The sequence below is a fragment of the Thainema salinarum CENA647 genome, from assembly GCF_057732415.1.
This window is the reverse complement of sequence record NZ_JBYJZJ010000022.1, coordinates 2,934,593-2,953,432: the sequence shown is the minus strand read 5'-3', so window position 1 is coordinate 2,953,432 and position 18,840 is coordinate 2,934,593. Positions and strand designations below refer to the sequence as shown.

Below are 18,840 nucleotides of genomic sequence, written 5' to 3'. Positions count from 1 at the left end.
TCAGCTAGCCCTATCTAGCCTAAGCGACGGCAGCTTAGTTGCAACACTCCACATATTAGCTGACCCTTCACACCAATCGACTTTAGGCTGTGACTTGATTGGATAACACTCAGCAAGATTTAGTCCATCGCTGCACGAAGAATCATAATAAACAGCAATAAAAAGATGACTAATTTTACATCTATGACAATAGTAAAGATGCAGATTCGTGCATAGTGAGTATAAAAATCGTATTTATCGCTTCAAATGGATCTAAAAACAGGATTAGAGTCATTGAATGATGATTTTTATAGCCTTTCCTAGGCTACTGAGGTACAGGTTAATTTTTGAAAGCCGCGCAAAGCGTGGCTTTCAAAAATTAATCTCCCTTTACTAGCGCAAGAAGCGCTACAAGATCGCTAATGATTGTTTGATTGGGTACAAAAAATGTCAATTCACTTATAGTTTCAGTCACGGTCTAGAAGACTGTAGCAGTCAAAAATCGACTAGGAGCCAAGTCATTAGCTTGTCTTAAGCAGTGTGCTGCTCGTTATCGGTCTTCTCATGTCTTGCACCCTGTCCGCTCCTCAGGGCTAACGATTTAGACAATAAGACAATTCATTAAGTTCATAGGAAGCAACGGATGCGAACCAGTCATTCTGGATTTGGCGAGCTGTGTCTCCAGTCAAAAAGCGATTAACGAAGCGTCGCCAGTCGGGATCATCGTTTGGGAGAATCAGCCCATAAAAATCACAGGTGAGGGGCAAATCGGGCACCAGCGTATATTGTTCGAGGGGCAAATTTTGCTGAAGCGCCTCAGCGACTAAGAGAACGCTGTCGTTGGCGAAGGCATCAATTTGACGGCTATTTAACGCTGCAAGCGCATCAACAGAACCAGCAGGCGGATCAAAATAGACAAACTCTGCTTTAGGATAAGTGGTCTGAAAAAACCGTTCTGTGGTTGTGTTGGACAACAAACCAATTCGCACACCTTCGAGGGACAGATTGGGATTGATCGTATTTTGATCGGCAGCCTGCACCAGCAGACGAGTGCCCGTACCTAAAAATGGGTTGGAAAATACGACCCCATCAACATCCTCGCGAATGGTGTTAGGGCCGCATTCAAAATCGACGTAGCCGTTTTGTACAAGTTCAAATCGATCGTCGAGCGTAGACGGCAGTTCTGCCAGTTCGACATTGATGCCAAAGCCAAACTGCTCTGAAATTTCGTCTCGGAGTGCTACGGCCAGGTCTTTGCAGTAGCCTGTCCACTGATCATCGGAGTTGATGTAGCCGAGTGGTGCTGCATCTCGACGCAGGGCTATGCGCAACGTCCCCGTCTGACGAATTTGGTCGAGAATGGGTTCGTTTCTGGCTGTAGCCACGGGTCTGATGACAGGCGGAATGATGGGAAATGGTGGTGTGCCACCATGAGCCGCCGTCAACTGCTCCGGGGTTAAGGAGCGCAGCATGGCCAGAGCCAAAGAATTGCCGTCGCTCATGAATTGGGCATAGGCGGAACTGAGATAACTGGCAAATTCAGGTTGATTCCGTAAATAGGTTTTAAAGAAAGCAATACTCAAGACGCCATAGTACGCCCGTCCAAATTCTTGATGCTCACCGATCAGCCACCTGGGGATCATCTCTGCCCCTTGGGGACTTTGCTCGCTGGTGATGAAGTGGGTAGCGGGATCAAACAAAGCTAGGTACTTTTCAGTTGCGGACATCCAAACGAAGGGATGGATCTGCTCTGTCATCATCGGGGCAACGATATCACGACTGCCAGCCGTGAGCAGAATCGGTATCTCAATTTGGCTGATTCCTTCTGGGCCAAAGATGCCGCTACTGAGCGGATGAGCTGCGATCGCAGCTTTAATTCGGGGATCACCCAGTTGAAAGTCTTCCGGCGGCAGATATTGGGCGCGACACTGGAGATACAGCGCCACATTAAGCTGCACGGTTTCAGCCTGACAGGTTTCCATCAGCCGCGCATAATTGATCTCGGCTCCAGCCAGCGATAGAACAGTCGTTGCTCCTAGAGAGTCACCCATCACGCCAATTTGATCCAGATTCAGTAAACCGGCCCAGTGCGGATCGCTAGTGACCAATCGCTCTAGTTCGTCAATCAAAAACGAGATCTCCTGGGGCCGATTCAAAAATTCGACCGGACTCAGCAGCGTGTTTAATCGTCCCTGTAAATAGGACTGCCGATAGGCCAAGTCGCTGCCCACATGATCGGGCACCATCACCACAAAGCCATGGGACGTGAGATGTTCGGCCACGGAAACAAAGTTTTCCTTCACGGCTCCAAAGCCGTGGGACACAATCACAATTGGTGCGGGTTCATTTAACCCCTGTGGCACGTAGATATCTACCGAAAAATCATAGTTGACCGATAGCCCTCTAGCTGTTTGCCGCAGGGCGGGATTGCTGACGGTGATTGTTTCAGTACCAAATGGGTAAGAGCCAGGCTGACTCAAATCGGCTAGTGCAGCCAAATCATCAGCCTTGATCGCCAATTCGGCAGCGGCCTGACTCGCTGATTCTGCCTCAATTGCCTGCACCACAGCTTGACTGTAATCTCGATAGGCCAATGCTTCTCGCCGCAGAGCTAGGAGCTGTTTGACATCCACATCAATCGACTGGGACGGAAACTCCCGCAGCACGTCGAGCGCTGTCCAGCCCGACTCATCGGCATGGGCTGCTGCATTAATCAAAGCGGCTCTTAATCCCGTGGCCCCATTTACCTGCGGGTCGATGCGGATTACCTTACCCAACTGCTCTAGAAAGTCGCGTCCCAGGGGCGAATAGGTTAGATGATCGACTTGCACAACCCCAGTTGTAAACTGACGCTGCAATCCCTGCTGCAAAAAGCCCATCGCGGAATCATCGACAAATCGAGCCAGCAGACTGAGTCGGCCCGTCGTTTCTCCTGTTGCGGCAAAGGTTTCTAATGCTTCAATGGGTACCGTCAACACGATTGGCCCATCTACATAAAGCCGAATCTCTTCTGCACTCATGCCTGGTCGCGGCATCACAGCTTCAGCGGTGCCAGCGGTGAGAATGGCGGCCAGAGCAGCTACGCCTGGACGAAGGAAATGGGATTGCCAGGTGGAGAGATCGGGGGATGGGGGGATCAAGTGAGCCAAGTGGAAGTGCGATCGCAACCATCGCGGATCTCTCACAAATCGCACAAGCTGGGATAGAACAAACATAGTGGGCGGGGCACAAAAAACTCTCTCGCCAGATGTTATCCCGAATTCACAGCAAAGCCGCGATTATTTTATGAAAGGATAAAAATATCCCAGAGACACAAAGCTCCTCCTGCTCTCTTGCCCCCTCGCTCCTCTGCTCCCTTATTGCTATGAGTAGTAATAACTCAAAGAAACAGCAAGAAACAGTACTACTCCCCAACGAGCCTATTCAAAGGCAACAATAGACTTTATTTCCAATAAAGTTTTTGGGGTTGGAAATTGTTTTGTAACGCGGCTCCGCCGCGCTACAAAACAATTTCCGATAAGGTCTAATATTAATCCATCTGTTCAATCAGCCGCTGAATGACATCGGCATCCTGTGCTAGCGGTACGGCATCTAGGTAGTGACTCAAATCTGCCTTGGCTTCTGTCCAGCGTCCGGTGTGGTAGTACAAAATCCCGCGATCGCGCTGCTCCATGATGTTCTCGGGGAAAACCAGCATAATTCGCTCGATTGCCGCCAAAGCTTTGGGCAGATCGCCCTGTTTCAAATAAATCGCCTTCAGGTTGCTCAGCATCCGCATCAAAAAGTGACGCTTGTCTACCGTTTCTAGAAAATCATCCCGCAGCCGCGCCGACGGCCCATAGAGTTGCTTGAGCAGGTCTTCGCAGTCTTCGGGAAACAGAATTTCGCCATTGTGAAACACATCGACAAAAATTCCCATTTCTCCCTGTACGGGCCGAATCAGGAAGTGTCCCGGTAAACCGACGCCAGCCATTGGAAAATCAATTCGGTTGGCAATCTCTAGATACACCAGCGACAGCGTGATTGGAATGCCTGTCCGCTGTTCAATCACATCGTTCAAGAAGCTATTGCGCGGATCATAGTAGCTGTCTGAGTTGCCCTGATAGCCCAGGTCATCAAATAAATAGTGGTTAATGGTTTGGAGCACCCGCATGGGATAGCGCTCATCGGGCAACCGTTCGGCCACTTCGTCGGCCATTGTGTCGAGAGCATTTAAATATTCGGCAACGTCGAGGGTGGAATATTCTTCCTGAGCGATATACAGCGCCGCAGCGGCTAAATCGATGTTATCGTCTGATTTCTGTAGTTCATGGTAAAGATTCTGTCGCCCCAGGGGAAATTCCATTTCGACTCCTAGCTGATATCCGATGCGTTGCGTTCTCATGCAGCTTATCGAAAAACGCACCTGCTCATCACCTTATTCCGAGTGAAGTCAACAATCCGTTTTAGCAATGCGGCAGCGGCAACGCATGAGGGCATCTAAACCAACATGCCAATCAGCACAGCACTAGTTTTTAGAGTCAATAGCCATCCTGATCGTTGATCAAGCTATCAACCATCAAAACCTACTACAGCAATGTTAATAAACCACTAGAGCGGTAAAGAAAATAGAACAGAAACAGAAGGGGCAGGGAAGCCTCACAAGCAACCACAGCTTGAAAAACCGTATTACTAGCACTCTTACACTCCTAACCCCTCACCGCAATCTCTGCTTCAACCAAAAATCCAGTAGCGGCAAAGCAATGTGATAGCCAAACTGCGGCCCATAGATCAGGCCTTTCTGCTCCAGGCTATTAAGCGCACCCTGTAGACCGCCGCCCCGAGAGAGCTGATGCTTTTTGATATAGGCATTGGATTGGGGACTGTCAGTGGGATCAAGCGCCAGGCTCTCTAGCAAACGGGCCTGGGCGAGTGGCAGGAGCAAAATCAGGGCTTCAAACGTGACGCTCATGTCTTGCACGAGGGCGAGCATGCTGCTGTGAACCCGATGAGCCTGAACCAATTTAGGATCACCCTGAGGTGCGATCGCGGTGCAGTCTAACCAAATCCGCTGGGCCAAAGCAATGGCATCTTTGGTATGACCCTGCACGTAGCTCAAAAACAGCTCTAGCGCTTGACTATCGGGATCGAACTTTAAGCCTGCTGCCGCCATACTGCTGATAATCCAGGGCTGCAGTGCCGCACTGCTTAACGGAGCCAGCTGAATGACGGGTAGTTGGCTAGCGTACATCCAGGGTTCAGCCACGGTTGCAATCAGAACATAGCTAACGCGGCTGTGGCGCTGAATCTCTTGCCGCAGATGGGTTTCCCACTTGCCTTTCCGATCCCAGGAGCGAATGTGGGGGAAGTTATAGAAGACAATGACGACTTGGCAGTTGAACCACTCAGCGAGTTGCTGCGGCAGTGCCAACAGCCCTTCAAATAATGACCATTCTTTACCAGGCGTCATGGGCCAAACGAGCTGAGCTTGAGCCGCAAATGTCTGATCGAGCGTTAGGGGCTGGTCGATGCTCCACTGCTGAATTTTGGCCAGCTCGTCCGGTTCTGAAAACGTGCGCGTCAAGCCGTCTGCTAGCGCCCTCAAAAACTGATTGGCGGTACGACAGCGCAAAAAATCGATTTCTAGACAGCGAATCCCTTCTAATTTTGCAGCGTGACGAATCAGGGATCGTCGGCCAATGCCAGGCACCCCGGTCACAACAAAATCATTGTCCCGCCTCAGCAGGATTTGAACCCGCTCTAGTTCTGCATCACGACATATTTGTAGCTGGGAAACGAAAAAGTGCATCATCAAATTTTTGAGTTTGCACTATTTTTTAGTGCTATAACTAGATATTGAATACTACTCAATAGTATAGCCATCGTCTTCAAGTCCAGATGCCAACGGTTTAGGCAACTTGACCCCGTTACCTGCCTAAACCGCTCTAGTCCAGATGATAAGTAGCTGCATATCAAAGAAATGCATATCTAAAAAACCGGGGGAGCGCTCCTCCGGGGCGCTCCCCCGGTTTTTTAGATGCGTTTATTTATGCCAACCTACTTAAACACTATCCACTCATTCTTTTAAGGTAGACAGGATCTTATGGTTCTCGGCCAATTCTCTGATTCTCCTGACTCTGAAGTCAGTACGGTTGCTAAACCACTCTCCAATGAGTGGCATACCCTCAGCCCCCATCAAGCCGTTACTCTACTAGAAAGTAGTGCCCAAGGTCTGAGTGCGAGTGAAATACAGCGGCGACAGCAGATCTATGGTTTGAATGAACTCAAGGAGAGTGCAACTCGCAAACCCTGGGAGATTCTGTGGGATCAGTTTAAGAACATCATGCTGCTGATGCTGATTGCGGTGGCGCTGGTGTCTTTGGTTTTGGACTTGCAGAAGGGTGGCTTTCCTAAAGATGCGATCGCAATTTTTGCCATTGTGCTACTGAACGGGGCACTGGGCTATCTGCAAGAGAGCAAAGCGGAGAAAGCTCTAGCGGCGCTGAAGGGCATGACTTCTCCCCGCGTGCGGGTGATGCGGCAGGGACAAGAGCAGGAAATTGATGCCAAAGCCCTGGTACCCGGCGACATTGTGCTGCTGGAAGCAGGGGGACAGGTGCCTGCCGATGGTCGATTGTTGAACGCTGCCAATCTCCAGGTGCGGGAGGCGGCGTTGACGGGTGAGGCCGAAGCCGTCATCAAACAGCCGGATGCCGTTCTGCCAGAAGAGTCGGCGTTGGGCGACCGCCTCAACCTGGTGTTTCAAGGCACGGAAATCTTGCAGGGACGCGGTACGGTTTTAGTTACGCAAACGGGGATGCAGACTGAACTAGGCCGCATCGCTAGCCTAATTCAGTCCGTGGAATCGGAACCCACTCCCCTTCAGCAGCGAATGGCTCAGCTCGGCAACGTGCTGGTATCCGGCTCGCTGGTGCTGGTGGCGCTAGTCGTAGCCGTGGGCTTGCTGCGGACGGGCAACCTCAGCCTGTTTGACGAGCTGCTGGAAGTCTCGCTCAGTATGGCCGTCGCGGTTGTCCCTGAAGGTTTGCCTGCCGTGATCACCGTGACATTGGCGCTCGGTACGCAGCGGATGGTGCGTCGCCATGCCCTGATCCGCAAGCTGCCCGCCGTTGAAACTCTGGGTTCTGTCACCACCATTTGTTCGGATAAAACGGGTACCTTGACCCAAAACAAGATGGTTGTGCAGCAGGTCAAGACCTTAGATACGGAGTATCAGGTCACTGGCGAAGGCTATGCGCCCTTTGGCAGCATTCTGGCTCACGGCCAAGTCGTTCAAGTGGAAGATTCTGCCGCACTGAAGGCGCTGCTGGTCGCCAGTGCATTATGCAATGACGCGACGCTGAGCCACACGGGTAGCCTCTGGACGATTTTGGGTGATCCGACCGAAGGCGCACTGCTGGCGCTGGCGGGTAAAGGTGGGTTCAACGCGGATAAGTTAAGCCAACAGTGCGATCGCATGGCTGAAATCCCCTTCACCTCCGAGCGCAAGCGCATGAGCGTCGTGGTGAAAAGCCATGCTCCAGAAGCGTTTGCGCTGAATCAGGCTAATCCAGTCATGTTCACCAAAGGATCGCCAGAATTAGTGCTGGAGCGGTGCCAGTCGGCTCAAGCCGCAGGCGGATTAGTACTGTTAACGTCGGCCAAAAAACAGGCCATCCTGGAGCAGAATGACCTGATGGCCTCACGGGGACTGCGGGTGCTCGGTTTCGCGACGAAGCCGTTGGAAAATACAGCACTTAACGGTCGCTCCAATAGCTCCGAGGATTTAGAAGCCGAAGAACAAGACCTGATTTGGCTGGGCCTGGTGGGGATGCTGGATGCGCCTCGGCCTGAAGTGCGAGACGCAGTAGTCGCCTGCCGCCGCGCCGGGATTCGCCCAGTCATGATTACGGGTGATCATCCCCTGACCGCAAAAGCGATCGCAGAAAATCTGGGGATTGCCCAACCGGGAGACACGATTCTGACGGGGCGCGACCTGACCCACCTCACCACTGAAGCGCTGGAGGAAACGGTTAGCCAGGTTAGCGTTTATGCTCGGGTCGCACCGGAACACAAGCTCCGAATTGTGCAAGCGCTGCAAAAGCGAGGCGAGTTTGTCGCGATGACGGGTGACGGTGTGAATGACGCCCCGGCACTGAAGCAGGCCGATATCGGCATTGCGATGGGCATTACGGGCACCGACGTGAGTAAGGAAGCTAGCGACATGGTGCTGCTGGACGACAACTTTACTACCATCGTGGCCGCCACTGAAGAAGGACGGGTCGTGTATGACAATATTCGTCGCTTCATTAAGTACATTCTGGGCAGCAACATTGGTGAAGTGTTGACCATTGCGGCTGCACCGCTGATGGGATTGGGTGGCGTTCCCCTCTCGCCCCTGCAAATTTTGTGGATGAACTTGGTAACGGATGGTGTCCCCGCGCTGGCACTCGCAATGGAACCTGCCGAGCCAAACGTGATGCAGCGTCCGCCGCATGACCCGAAGGAAAGTATTTTTGCTCGCGGGCTGGGATCTTACATGGTGCGAGTTGGCATTCTGCTGGCCGTTCTGACGATTGGATTGATGGCCTGGGCCTATCGCCATACCCATGCTGCCGACTATGCTGGTAATCCCGATACCTGGAAGACGATGGTGTTTACCACGCTCTGTCTGGCGCAGATGGGTCACGCCTTAGCAGCCCGCTCTGATATCCGACTAACCATTCAACTGAATCCGCTCTCGAATCCCTATGTATGGGGAGCCGTGCTGCTAACGACGGGATTGCAGATTCTGCTGATCTATGTGCCTGCACTGCAGCAGTTCTTCGGCTTGTATCCTCTATCTCAATTGGAACTGGCGGTTTGCTTTGGCTTTAGTGCGCTGATTTTCATTTGGTTAGAACTCGAAAAGCTGTTCATTCAGCTAATGCTAAAGCGCAAGCAATCCTAATATCGAGTCCATTTATAAGACCCAACTCCTTTTTGTGAATTGTGAAAGCTTGGCTAGGTCAAGCTTTCACAAAAAGAAATCATCGGGTTTAACCGGACTTTGTATGTTGGGTTATGGCCTGTGGCAAACACCTGAGCTAATTTTGCGCTAGCGCAGTTATGGCAGTCTACATAGCGCTGTATTCAGCGGAGAAATGCTATAACCAAACTGCTCAAGAAAATGCGATCGCACATTTCGTATTATGTCTGACACCCCGTCTTATTTAACGCCGGAAGAGCTGAAGCGCTGGCAGTTTGGGCTGCAGCAGGCTAATCTCAACAACATCTTCTGTCACTGCCGCGATTGCGACGAAACTTGGGTCGCCTCCTCGGCAGAAGATTGTGCTTGTGGCAGCAGCAATGTTGAACATATCGCCTGCTGGCAGTTTCCAGACGGTTAGCGATCGCACGCGATTCATTCTCAGATTCTCTCCCCATCCGTATTGCCAAGTCTCCTATCGTCGCTGCCAGCGGTAGCGACGCTTCGGCGGTCGTTGCTCAATCCAGTCACTGAGCGATTTTTCCAATGTCTACAGGTGCCACTCACGTCACTGCCAGCAATGTCCCAACCAAACTGGTACCTTAGAAATTGAGCTGCTTATCTATCGCTTCTAGATTGTTAATGGTTAATTCCTCGGCTTCTGCGATCGCACATTCCTATTCCAACCTCGATCAACCTGTAGGTCAGCCCGCAACGGCATATCCGCTCAGCATTGCGCCCATGATGGATCGCACCGATCGGCACTACCGCTACTTCATGCGGCAGATTACGAAGCGGACGCTGCTCTACACCGAAATGGTCACCACTGCCGCCATTCTGCATGGCGATCGGGATAAGCTGCTGGGATTTTCCGAGATTGAAAAGCCGCTAGCCCTACAACTGGGCGGCGACAATCCAGCCGAACTGGCCGAATGTGCCCGCGTTGCCCAGGATTGGGGCTATGACGAAATTAATTTAAACGTGGGGTGCCCCAGCGATCGCGTCCAGAGCGGCAACTTTGGTGCATGTTTGATGGCCCAGCCGCAGCGTGTGGCCGACTGCATCGCCGCCATGATGGCCGCCACGAATTTACCTGTAACCGTTAAGCACCGCATTGGCGTAGACGACCTCGATCGCTACGAAGACATGGCCCATTTTGTGCAGACCGTCTCCCAAACGGGCTGTCAGCGCTTCACTGTTCATGCTCGTAAAGCCTGGCTGCAAGGACTGAGTCCTAAAGAAAACCGCGATGTGCCGCCGCTGCGCTATGCAGATGTGCATCGGCTCAAGCAAGACTTTCCCCAGCTCACGATTGAAATCAACGGTGGCTTCAAAACCTTGGAACAGGCTCAAGTTCAGCGACCAGCGGTCGATGCCGTGATGATTGGTCGGGCAGCCTACGACAATCCCTACATTTTTGCCCAAGCCGACCACCAGTTTTACGGCTCCGATACTGAACTCCTGTCGCGGCAAGCCGTTGCGATCGCAATGCTCGACTACTGCGATCGCTGGGTCGCCCAAGGCTTTAAGCTGAACACGATTACGCGCCACATGCTGCAACTCTTCTACGGTCAACCCGGTAGCCGCATTTGGAAACGAGTGATCACCGAGAATTCATGCCGAATCGGTAACGGTTCAGACGTGATTCGAGAAGCGTTGAGGCAAATGTCATTCTCAACACCCAAAACCTAACACCTAGCACCCAGCCCTCCACCCTTTCTCATCCTCACTCCGGGCAAGTTGAACCTCCTGATAGAGTTTTGTTGATGTAGCGTTAGATAAAAGTGGGGTGTCCCTTACACCTCCGCCAAAGCCTATGGCTGTTAACACCTTTGAGTCATTTGCCACCCAAGTTGCGATCGCATCCCTTGATGTTTACCGTACCCATGTTTCGCCCCGAAAGGGTTTCTCCTGTCCTCATCGATTGCTACATGGTGATGAATCGTGTTCTGACTATGTCAGACGAATTTTGACTACCCAAAGTTTAACCGCAGCTATTCAACTGGCCCCTCAGCGCTTTCAAGCCTGCAAAGCCGCCGCCCAAACCATGCAGAAACGGAAGTCTGACAGCGGATGTATCATCATTCCCTGCTGCATTCCAATCTAAGTCAAGTCAAGTTGAAATACTCAAGCTTCTCTCACACAGAAAGAGGTAATTTGCTGCCAAAAGACCCAGTGAATTACCTCTTTCGCGTTAATGCAATGCGTTTTTTTAAGTAATACGTCCGAGTATGAAGTCTGCAACTCATTGTTAGGATTAATGGGAACGCTAAGGGTGATAACGCTAAAAGCGATACGCGTTCTCAAACTATAGCTTTCGTACTAAGTTTGTATGGAAAATCACGATCTAACATCGCTGATTCAGTTGATTAGCGATCGCATTGGTCTCAAAATGAGTGGTCAACAGCTTGCATCGCTACAGTGTTATGTTGAGGTCAGAACTAAAGGATTGCGGTTAGCACATATTGATGATTATTGTGCCTTATTACAAACCGTTTCCGCTGAACAAAAAAACTGGCGCTTTCAGAATTTGGCAACTCAAGAATGGCAGCAGTTAATTAATCAATTAACCGTTGGTGAAAGCTATTTTTTTCGTGATACTAAGCAGTTTGAATTACTAAAGACACGCATTTTCCCTGAACTCATTCAACGAAAGCGACAATCTGCAATCGCAACCGCTGCTCCATCCTCTTCTCATGCACGACCATCGCTGCGCCTCTGGAGCGCTGGTTGTTCCACTGGGGAAGAGGTTTATTCATTGGCCATTATGCTACAGGAACTGTTGCCGGACTGGAGCAGTTGGAATATTCAGATCATCGGCACCGATATTAATGCGATCGCAATTGAAAAAGCTCGAATGGGTCTATATCCGGACTGGTCGTTTCGCCATACCCAGCCCGCCGTTCGACCCCAGTACCTCACTCGAACGGCCAAAGGCTGGCAGGTCAGCCAGGCACTGAAGCAAATAGTGCACTTCTATCCGCTGAATTTAGTCAGCGATACCGTACCTAATCCTCAGCTTGGCTCACAAACGATTGACTTTCTGATCTGCCGCAACGTTTTTATTTACTTTCACCCGGATGCGATCGCACAGGTCTTGCGCAAGTTTTATACCACGCTGGCCCCACAGGGCTATTTGATGACGGGGCATACGGAACTGCAGGGTATCCAAACACAGCCGTTTCAGATTTGCTGCTTTCCGGAATCGATTTTGTATCAGCGATCGCTCAATCAGACAGCCTATCACGGGTCAAATTCGACATCTCCCTTGCCAGTCAACGCGCTAGCTGAAGCGCCAACCACGGCATCATTAGCAGTGGGAAACCCACCCGTTCATCAGCGATCGGTTCAGGCAAATCGACCGTCTCGCTCAGTCAAATATCCGCTTCAATTCTCTATGATCGCGCAACAGAATACGCTAGTTGATTCAGCCCAGTTGCAGTCTCCAGCCAGCCAGTTCAATCAGCCTGACTCGCAAAATGAATCGGCCTATCGCAATTACTTAAAAGCAGCAGAAAATCATGCTGATTCAGGAGAATATGCAGAAGCGTTATCTGCCTGTCAATATGCGATTCAGCTTCAGCCCTTTCGAGTTGAGCCACTGTATTTGCTGGCTCATTTAGCCGAAGAAAATGGTGATCTAGAACAGGCTAAAATACTGCTCAAAAAAATTATTTATCTCGATCCTAATGCTGCAGCAGCTTACCTGGAATTGGCGATGATCTATCAGCAACAAGGCGACCCAAAACGGGCAACAAAGCAACTACACCATGCATTTTTGCTGTTGAGGACTATGCCCGATTCAGCCGCGATACCGGGCTATAGCTACACGACCGTTGGCGATGCCCGCCAGTATTTGCAGCAGATCGGTATTGCATAGCCTGTTTGGAAAAACAACTGCTGGGTTTTCTATCGCTATATATTGAGGACTTTGAATAAAGGTTACGGGTTGATCTGCGATCGCAGATCACATAATTCAGCAGGGAAGTCTAAAGGCGTAGGTTAGAGATTGTTTTGCTAATAAATCAACAAATTTTGGTATAAAAACAGAAATCAAACAGCAATTTGAGCCCCCAAATTTAACAGATCTAGAGCATTTAGAGCAAATCGTCTAAGTGACCCATTCTACACAACTAGACTGTTCTATTTCTTAATTTGTGACTGGTGTGAAATGAAGAGCCAACCCTATCTAATTTTTGAGTCAACTCACAAGCGTTATGGATTAGATGCTCATATCGTTGAAGAGATATTTTTGCTGCCCGAAATCACCTCCATCCCAGAAGCCTCTCCGCTCATTTTGGGTGTGATTAACCTGCGGGGACATATCCTGCCAATTTTCGATTTGAGTCAGCGGTTAGAAAGACGCTTACACCATTTCGCCACCACAGACAGCATCATTGTGATAACCAATCAGCAGCAACGGGTGGGGCTCGTGGTCAGTCACGTCTACGAAGTCGAATTCATTACACCGCAGGATGTTGAATTCAATTATTTGCTGGAACCTGATCATCGCCACACAGCTCTGATTACGGGCATAGCAAAGCTAAATTCGCAACTAATTAACTTGATTGATGCATCAATGCTGATGCGCTGGGGTGAAACCTCGATTTCCTCCAAATCAGCTAAGCCAAACACACATTCTCTCCCATTACCGCTGAAATCCGAGCTATCTAGTCCTGACAAATTATCAGGTCAATCAGCAAATGGAAATCAGCCCACGTCGGCTGTACCTATAACAGCTACATGCGTTCCCCCCACCAGTTCTGACGCGACGACAGACTACTTTTTCCCAACAGCAACTCCCGATCAGCGCACCGTCCTGCATACCCGTGCTCAAAACTTGCTGTCTACTCTAGAGCAAGACAACTCCGCCAGCCTAACTCCTCTGGCTGTGATTCGGTTTGGGGAGGAACGTTTTGCCATTGGTGTAGAGGCCGTCCAGGAGTTTACCGATATCCGGCAGGTTACACCCGTTCCCTGTTGCCCCGCTCACGTCATCGGCAATATGAATCTGCGCGGTGAAGTGTTGACCTTAATCGATATTCGCCATTTACTTCAGCTTCAGGGCAGTGCCAGCCGTTCCGCAGGTAAAGCCGTTGTCGTCAAGCTAAATGATCTAGTAGCCGGTATCGCAGTCGATGAAGTGTTTGACGTGATGTATATCCATCCCTCCAACATTTCAGCCGTTCCAACTGCCGTCCACACCGCCAAACAAGACTATTTGCGAGGTGTTGTAGCCTATAACGATTCATTTATAGGGGTTTTAGATTTACCTGAAATTTTAGCCAACGGCGAATTAGATGTGAATGAAGTCCCCTAACGAAATCTCTTAATAAAGCCCCTTAATTCATCTCATCAACCTATCAATCCAGCCCATCCCTAAACTAAGTAGCTGACCACAATCAAATACAAAACAACCTCAAACCCTGCGCCGCCTGCGCATCGGGCAGCGCAGGGTTTGAAGATCTGGTTTTTAATTACGCCCAGGTATTTATTCGGCAAAGGAAACAAATCAAAGTCATGCAGCAAAAATACAAACTTGGCAAAATTGTCCAGTTCGGTTTTGGTTCCATCTTTATCGTCATCGCAGGAGTCGGAATCATTTCCAAACTGACTACCAATCATTTAGTAGAAAGCAGTCAATGGGTTGATCATACCCATCGAGCAATCAGCTTAATTAACTCAGTTGAAGAAGCCCTAGTTGATGCAGAAACGGGACAGCGAGGCTTCATTATTACCAATCAGGATAGTTTTCTACAGCCTTACGATGCAGCTAAGGCCCGCATTGACGGTGTTTTTGTAGACCTCCGCCAGCGGTTGTCAATTAACCCCACTCAGCTTGAATATATTGATCAGCTTGAAGAACTATCCGATGCCAAATTTGACGAGATAACTACCACGATTCAACTAAAGCGCAGCGGTCAGGAAGAGGAGCTAATGGCGCTGATTTCGTCTGGGCAGGGCCAAGAGATAATGGATGAAATTCGTCAACTTACAGATGAAATGCTGGCCATTGAAGAAGAACTGTTGGCTGAGCGAGAAGCCGATAATGCCGCCGCTGCCAACTTGGCCTCAATCGTTTCGATCGGTGGTGTCAGCCTTGTGCTGCTGATGGGCTTGGGCGTCCTGTTTTTTATTAATCGACAAGTGATTCGTCCCATTAATCAAGTTGCCACTGATTTAGCGACTTCCTCAACTGAACTGGCGGCCACTGTGCAGCAGCAGGAACAGGCTGCTTCACAACAGGCATCCTCCGTGACCCAAACCTCCAGCACGATGGAAGAACTCGGCATCTCGTCACGCCAGTCCGCAGAACAGGCTGAGATTGCTTCAGGAAGTGCTCGGCAGGTGCTGCAACTAGTTGAAAGTGGCAATAAAGCAGTTGAGCAAAGCTTAGACAGCATGATGCTGCTCACGCAAAAAGTACAAACTGTGGCTGAGCAGATTGCCCACTTTAGTGATCAAACCAGCCAGATTGGCAATATTTCGGCTCTCGTGAGCGATTTAGCGAATCAAACCAACATGCTGGCGCTGAATGCGGCGGTTGAGGCGGTGCGAGCTGGCGAACATGGCAAAGGCTTTGCCGTTGTCGCAGCGGAAATTCGCAAACTGGCTGATCAAAGCCGCGTGTCGGCAGAGAAGATTAATATCCTGGTCAACGATATTCAGTCTGCTTTAACGGCGGCTGTTTTGGCAACCGATGATAGTACTCAAACCGCTCAGATAGGTTCCGAAATTTCGCATCAAACTGCCGATGTGTTTCAGCGCGTTTCAGATGCAGTTAATACGATTGTGAACAATGTCCAGCAGATTTCATTGAGTTCAAAACAGCAGTCCACTGCGATTAGCCAGGTCGTGGATGTGATGACGGCTCTGGATTTAGCCGCTAAGGACACGGCAAGCAGTATTAGGGTACTTCGAAAAATAGCCAAAGCGATCTCAATATGAGATCATAAGGTGGGATTGTTGAAGTAAGCAGACTATGGGACAGCAGGGATTCTGGGACGTCGAAGACCGCCAGCAAAAACTGGAGCAAAAGAAGTCGTTGCTCAATCAGTTGAATCAACTGGTGCCGTGGGAGAGCTTTCGTCCGATTCTGATGCAGATTCATGATAAACCGCGCAAAAGCCAAGCCGGACGCCCCCCCACTGATGTCCTGTTGCTGTTCAAAATGCTGGTGCTACAAAAGCTGTACAACATCAGCGATGAGGAACTGGAATATCAGGTCAATGACCGACTGTCCTTCATGCAATTTCTCGGTCTGGGACTTGAGGATACGGTACCGGACGCGACGACGGTGTGGCTCTTTCGAGAGCAGTTGCAGCAGCACGGCTTGGTGGAGGAACTGTTCGAGCAGTTTGGGGCATATCTACAAGGAGCTGGCTATGCCGCCAAAGATGGGCAAATTGTGGATGCGACCTTGATTCCAGTGCCCAAACAGCGCAACACCCGAGAGGAGAACCAGACCCTCAAGCAGGGTGAAGTGCCAAGCCAGTGGCAAGAGAAACCTCATAAGCTGGCGCAGAAAGATGTTGACGCCCGATGGACGAAAAAACAGGGGACGTCCCACTACGGGTACAAAAACCACGTCAGTAGTGATGTCGGCTTTAAGTTCATTCGCCGTTACGCCGTCACGGACGCATCGGTTCATGACTCGCAGGTGTTGGGCGAGTTGCTTGATGCCGACAATCTCGGCGATGGGCTCTGGGCCGATAGCGCCTATCGTTCGGGGTTGATTGTCGACGTGTTGATGCTGATGGGCTTTGAGCCCCAGATCAATGAACGGGCCTATCGCAATCGCCCCCTGACGGAGGAGCAGAAAGCTGCCAATCGAGAGCGTTCCAAAACCCGCGCCAAAGTAGAACATGTCTTCGGGGATTTTGTCACCAGCATGGGCGGCAAGATGGTGCGTAGCATTGGGTTGGCCCGTGCCCAGACTCAGTTGGGACTGAAAAATCTGGTGTATAACCTCAAGCGGTTCGTGTCTCTTGAATCCCAACCGTCTGCATCGACTGAACCGGCAGGATAATCAGGCCTGAAGGCGAGAATTTGACTGAAATGCGCTCTTCTAACCCTCTTTCTTGCGTCAAGATAGGGAACTTTTTCGGTTGAAATGCCCAGACATCGCTCTGAATCTCCTCGACGGTCTCAAATGAGACACCCTTGTCCCAAAACCTCAATTAATCGAGGTTCCCATTAGTCAGACGCGAATTAATACGCAGCAGCTCAACAAATCGGCCCATGACCTGCAGGCCGTTGTATAGCAGAATGCGTGATTAGGTTTAAGTTGGCTCAGATGCCCTTTCTAATTTGAATATTTCCTTTGAATATTTCCGACTTGAAGTTTTCCGTTCTCTAACGACTGCAACTCAATCACACCGGGTGAATTGTTTGCACAGCTTTTCTATTTAAAAATTTTTACGGTATCGACTCATGAAACACCCTACACGATGGAAATTACGTCACTGGATTATTTTGGGCTATGCAGTCCCTGTCGCCACCTTAGCCCTATCTGCTACTGGGGCGATTCTTGGGGTGCAGCGGGTCAAGGCTGAGGCTCAGTCCCTCGAAGTTTCGCATGCGATTAATGATCTGGTAAATCAAGTAGATATCGATCTACAGATTTTATCGCGCACAACGCGGGGCTATTTGTTAGAAAAGAATCCGGTCTCAATCCAGTCGTTCAACGAAGCGGCTGAAGGCTATGTTCAAAGTATTGAGGAATTGCGATCGCTAATTCGTGATGAACAGCAACTAGAGAATCTCAATCAACTGGAAGAAAAAGGTGCTCAGTTTCAAGCCATAGAACAAGAGCTGATCGATTTAGTCGATGCCAACAGGGTCGATGAGGCATTGGCAAAGTGGCGCGAGGACAATGGGCGAGCCCAGATTGAAGAAATTACAGCCCTAGTTCAACAGATGCAGGCACTAGAGGATCAAATCGTTGTTGAAGATACCCAGGACGAAGAACGGGCTCTTAACCGACTCCAAGCTTTGGTAGTCAGCTCCGCTGTGGCCTCAATATTCCTATCAATTGGAATTGGTGCTTGGATTATCAGCCGCACCGCCCGCCGCATGAATGAGTCAGCTATGCTGATTGCCAGTTCTAGCTCAGAAATTGCCGCTAGTGTTGAACAGCAGGAGCGCACCACAAACCAGCAAGCAACTTCTGTGAATGAAACCACCACGACGATGGAAGAACTGGGCGCTTCCGCTCGGCAGTCGGCAGAGCAAGCTGAAGTTTCAGCTATGGGCGCACAGCAGGCACTGAGCCTCGCAGAATCGGGTAACTCTGCTGTCAACCGCACGCTACAGGGTATGGAAACACTGCGGCTTAAGGTGAATGCGATTTCTGACCAGATCCTGCGCCTGAGTGAACAGACTAGTCAAATTGGCAGCATTTCAGGCTTAGTCAGTGATTTGGCAAACCAGACTAACATGCTGGCGCTCAATGCGGCGGTAGAAGCGGTGCGGGCAGGGGAACACGGCAAAGGATTCGCCGTTGTGTCCAGTGAAATCCGCAAGCTAGCCGACCAGAGCCGCAAATCTGCCGAGAAAATCAACGGCTTGGTCAACGATATCCAGACGGCTATTAACTCTACAGTCATGGTCACAGATGAAGGAAGCAAAACGGTCGAAGAAGGCGTACAGATTGCAGAAGAAACCGCTAGTGCCTTCATTGGTGTCAGCGACGCGGTCAACAATGTCGTGCTCAGCAGTCAACAAATTTCGCTCAATGTACAGCAGCAAGCTACTGCCGTTGAGCAAGTCGTCAGCGCCATGAACAGCCTTAACCAAGCCGCCCGCGAAACTGCAAGCGGAATTAGCCAGGTCAAAATTGGCACTCAGCGATTGAATGAGGCGGCAAACGATTTGAAGGCAATGGTTTAGGATCATGAGAATCGAAGACGATG

At 50.3% G+C, this 18,840-nt stretch carries 12 protein-coding genes; 9 read left to right on the top strand and 3 right to left on the bottom strand.

What is annotated here, in order from left to right; genetic code table 11:
* Positions 1–572 precede the first annotated feature (572 nt).
* The 3 genes from AC286M_RS19725 to AC286M_RS19715 form a co-directional block, all read right to left on the bottom strand.
* Positions 573–3,194: an alpha/beta hydrolase gene (locus AC286M_RS19725; protein WP_488206016.1), complete on the bottom strand. Its 2,622-nt coding sequence runs from the start codon at positions 3,192–3,194 to the stop codon at positions 573–575.
* A 314-nt stretch (positions 3,195–3,508) separates the two neighbouring features.
* Positions 3,509–4,363 (bottom strand): SirB1 family protein, encoded by an 855-nt coding sequence (locus AC286M_RS19720; protein ID WP_488206015.1) that lies wholly within the window; start codon positions 4,361–4,363, stop codon positions 3,509–3,511.
* 312 nt (positions 4,364–4,675) lie between these two features.
* On the bottom strand, positions 4,676–5,770 hold the full coding sequence (locus AC286M_RS19715) for an ATP-binding protein (RefSeq protein ID WP_488206014.1): 1,095 nt from the start codon (positions 5,768–5,770) through the stop codon (positions 4,676–4,678).
* 291 nt (positions 5,771–6,061) lie between these two features.
* On the opposite strand from AC286M_RS19715, the gene AC286M_RS19710 reads away from it, so the two are divergent.
* The 9 genes from AC286M_RS19710 to AC286M_RS19670 all read left to right on the top strand — a co-directional run bounded on the left by AC286M_RS19710 (position 6,062) and on the right by AC286M_RS19670 (position 18,817).
* A complete protein-coding gene (locus tag AC286M_RS19710) occupies positions 6,062–8,908 on the top strand; it encodes a cation-translocating P-type ATPase (protein ID WP_488206013.1) in 2,847 nt (948 codons plus the stop codon).
* Positions 8,909–9,149: 241 nt separating this feature from the next.
* The gene (locus tag AC286M_RS19705) at positions 9,150–9,347 is read left to right on the top strand and encodes a hypothetical protein (RefSeq protein ID WP_488206012.1); all 198 of its coding nucleotides are present in this window, start codon (positions 9,150–9,152) and stop codon (positions 9,345–9,347) included.
* A gap of 221 nt (positions 9,348–9,568) precedes the next feature.
* The gene (gene dusA / locus AC286M_RS19700) at positions 9,569–10,618 is read left to right on the top strand and encodes a tRNA dihydrouridine(20/20a) synthase DusA (RefSeq protein ID WP_488206011.1); all 1,050 of its coding nucleotides are present in this window, start codon (positions 9,569–9,571) and stop codon (positions 10,616–10,618) included.
* Between the two features lie 124 nt (positions 10,619–10,742).
* Positions 10,743–11,033, top strand: a complete 291-nt coding sequence (gene yidD, locus AC286M_RS19695) for a membrane protein insertion efficiency factor YidD (protein WP_488206010.1) — start codon at positions 10,743–10,745, stop codon at positions 11,031–11,033.
* Positions 11,034–11,258: 225 nt separating this feature from the next.
* On the top strand, positions 11,259–12,806 hold the full coding sequence (locus AC286M_RS19690; protein WP_488206009.1) for a CheR family methyltransferase: 1,548 nt from the start codon (positions 11,259–11,261) through the stop codon (positions 12,804–12,806).
* Between the two features lie 291 nt (positions 12,807–13,097).
* Positions 13,098–14,246, top strand: a complete 1,149-nt coding sequence (locus AC286M_RS19685; RefSeq protein WP_488206008.1) for a chemotaxis protein CheW — start codon at positions 13,098–13,100, stop codon at positions 14,244–14,246.
* Positions 14,247–14,446: 200 nt separating this feature from the next.
* The gene (locus tag AC286M_RS19680; RefSeq protein ID WP_488206007.1) at positions 14,447–15,874 is read left to right on the top strand and encodes a CHASE3 domain-containing protein; all 1,428 of its coding nucleotides are present in this window, start codon (positions 14,447–14,449) and stop codon (positions 15,872–15,874) included.
* A gap of 34 nt (positions 15,875–15,908) precedes the next feature.
* Positions 15,909–16,955, top strand: a complete 1,047-nt coding sequence (locus AC286M_RS19675) for an IS5 family transposase (protein ID WP_488206006.1) — start codon at positions 15,909–15,911, stop codon at positions 16,953–16,955.
* Positions 16,956–17,359: 404 nt separating this feature from the next.
* Positions 17,360–18,817 carry a HAMP domain-containing methyl-accepting chemotaxis protein gene (locus tag AC286M_RS19670; RefSeq protein WP_488206005.1) on the top strand — a complete coding sequence of 486 codons (1,458 nt, stop codon included), beginning with the start codon at positions 17,360–17,362 and terminating at the stop codon, positions 18,815–18,817.
* Positions 18,818–18,840: the final 23 nt, after the last annotated feature.

Bases quoted from the DNA above. Each gene is read 5' to 3' on its own strand.
- AC286M_RS19675 (WP_488206006.1), top strand. From the start codon at position 15,909: ATGGGACAGCAGGGATTCTGGGACGTCGAAGACCGCCAGCAAAAACTG.
- AC286M_RS19690 (WP_488206009.1), top strand. From the start codon at position 11,259: ATGGAAAATCACGATCTAACATCGCTGATTCAGTTGATTAGCGATCGC.
- dusA (WP_488206011.1), top strand. From the start codon at position 9,569: ATGGTTAATTCCTCGGCTTCTGCGATCGCACATTCCTATTCCAACCTC.
- AC286M_RS19670 (WP_488206005.1), top strand. From the start codon at position 17,360: ATGAAACACCCTACACGATGGAAATTACGTCACTGGATTATTTTGGGC.
- AC286M_RS19680 (WP_488206007.1), top strand. From the start codon at position 14,447: ATGCAGCAAAAATACAAACTTGGCAAAATTGTCCAGTTCGGTTTTGGT.
- AC286M_RS19710 (WP_488206013.1), top strand. From the start codon at position 6,062: ATGGTTCTCGGCCAATTCTCTGATTCTCCTGACTCTGAAGTCAGTACG.
- AC286M_RS19715 (WP_488206014.1), bottom strand. From the start codon at position 5,770: ATGATGCACTTTTTCGTTTCCCAGCTACAAATATGTCGTGATGCAGAA.
- AC286M_RS19725 (WP_488206016.1), bottom strand. From the start codon at position 3,194: ATGTTTGTTCTATCCCAGCTTGTGCGATTTGTGAGAGATCCGCGATGG.
- AC286M_RS19705 (WP_488206012.1), top strand. From the start codon at position 9,150: ATGTCTGACACCCCGTCTTATTTAACGCCGGAAGAGCTGAAGCGCTGG.
- AC286M_RS19720 (WP_488206015.1), bottom strand. From the start codon at position 4,363: ATGAGAACGCAACGCATCGGATATCAGCTAGGAGTCGAAATGGAATTT.
- yidD (WP_488206010.1), top strand. From the start codon at position 10,743: ATGGCTGTTAACACCTTTGAGTCATTTGCCACCCAAGTTGCGATCGCA.
- AC286M_RS19685 (WP_488206008.1), top strand. From the start codon at position 13,098: ATGAAGAGCCAACCCTATCTAATTTTTGAGTCAACTCACAAGCGTTAT.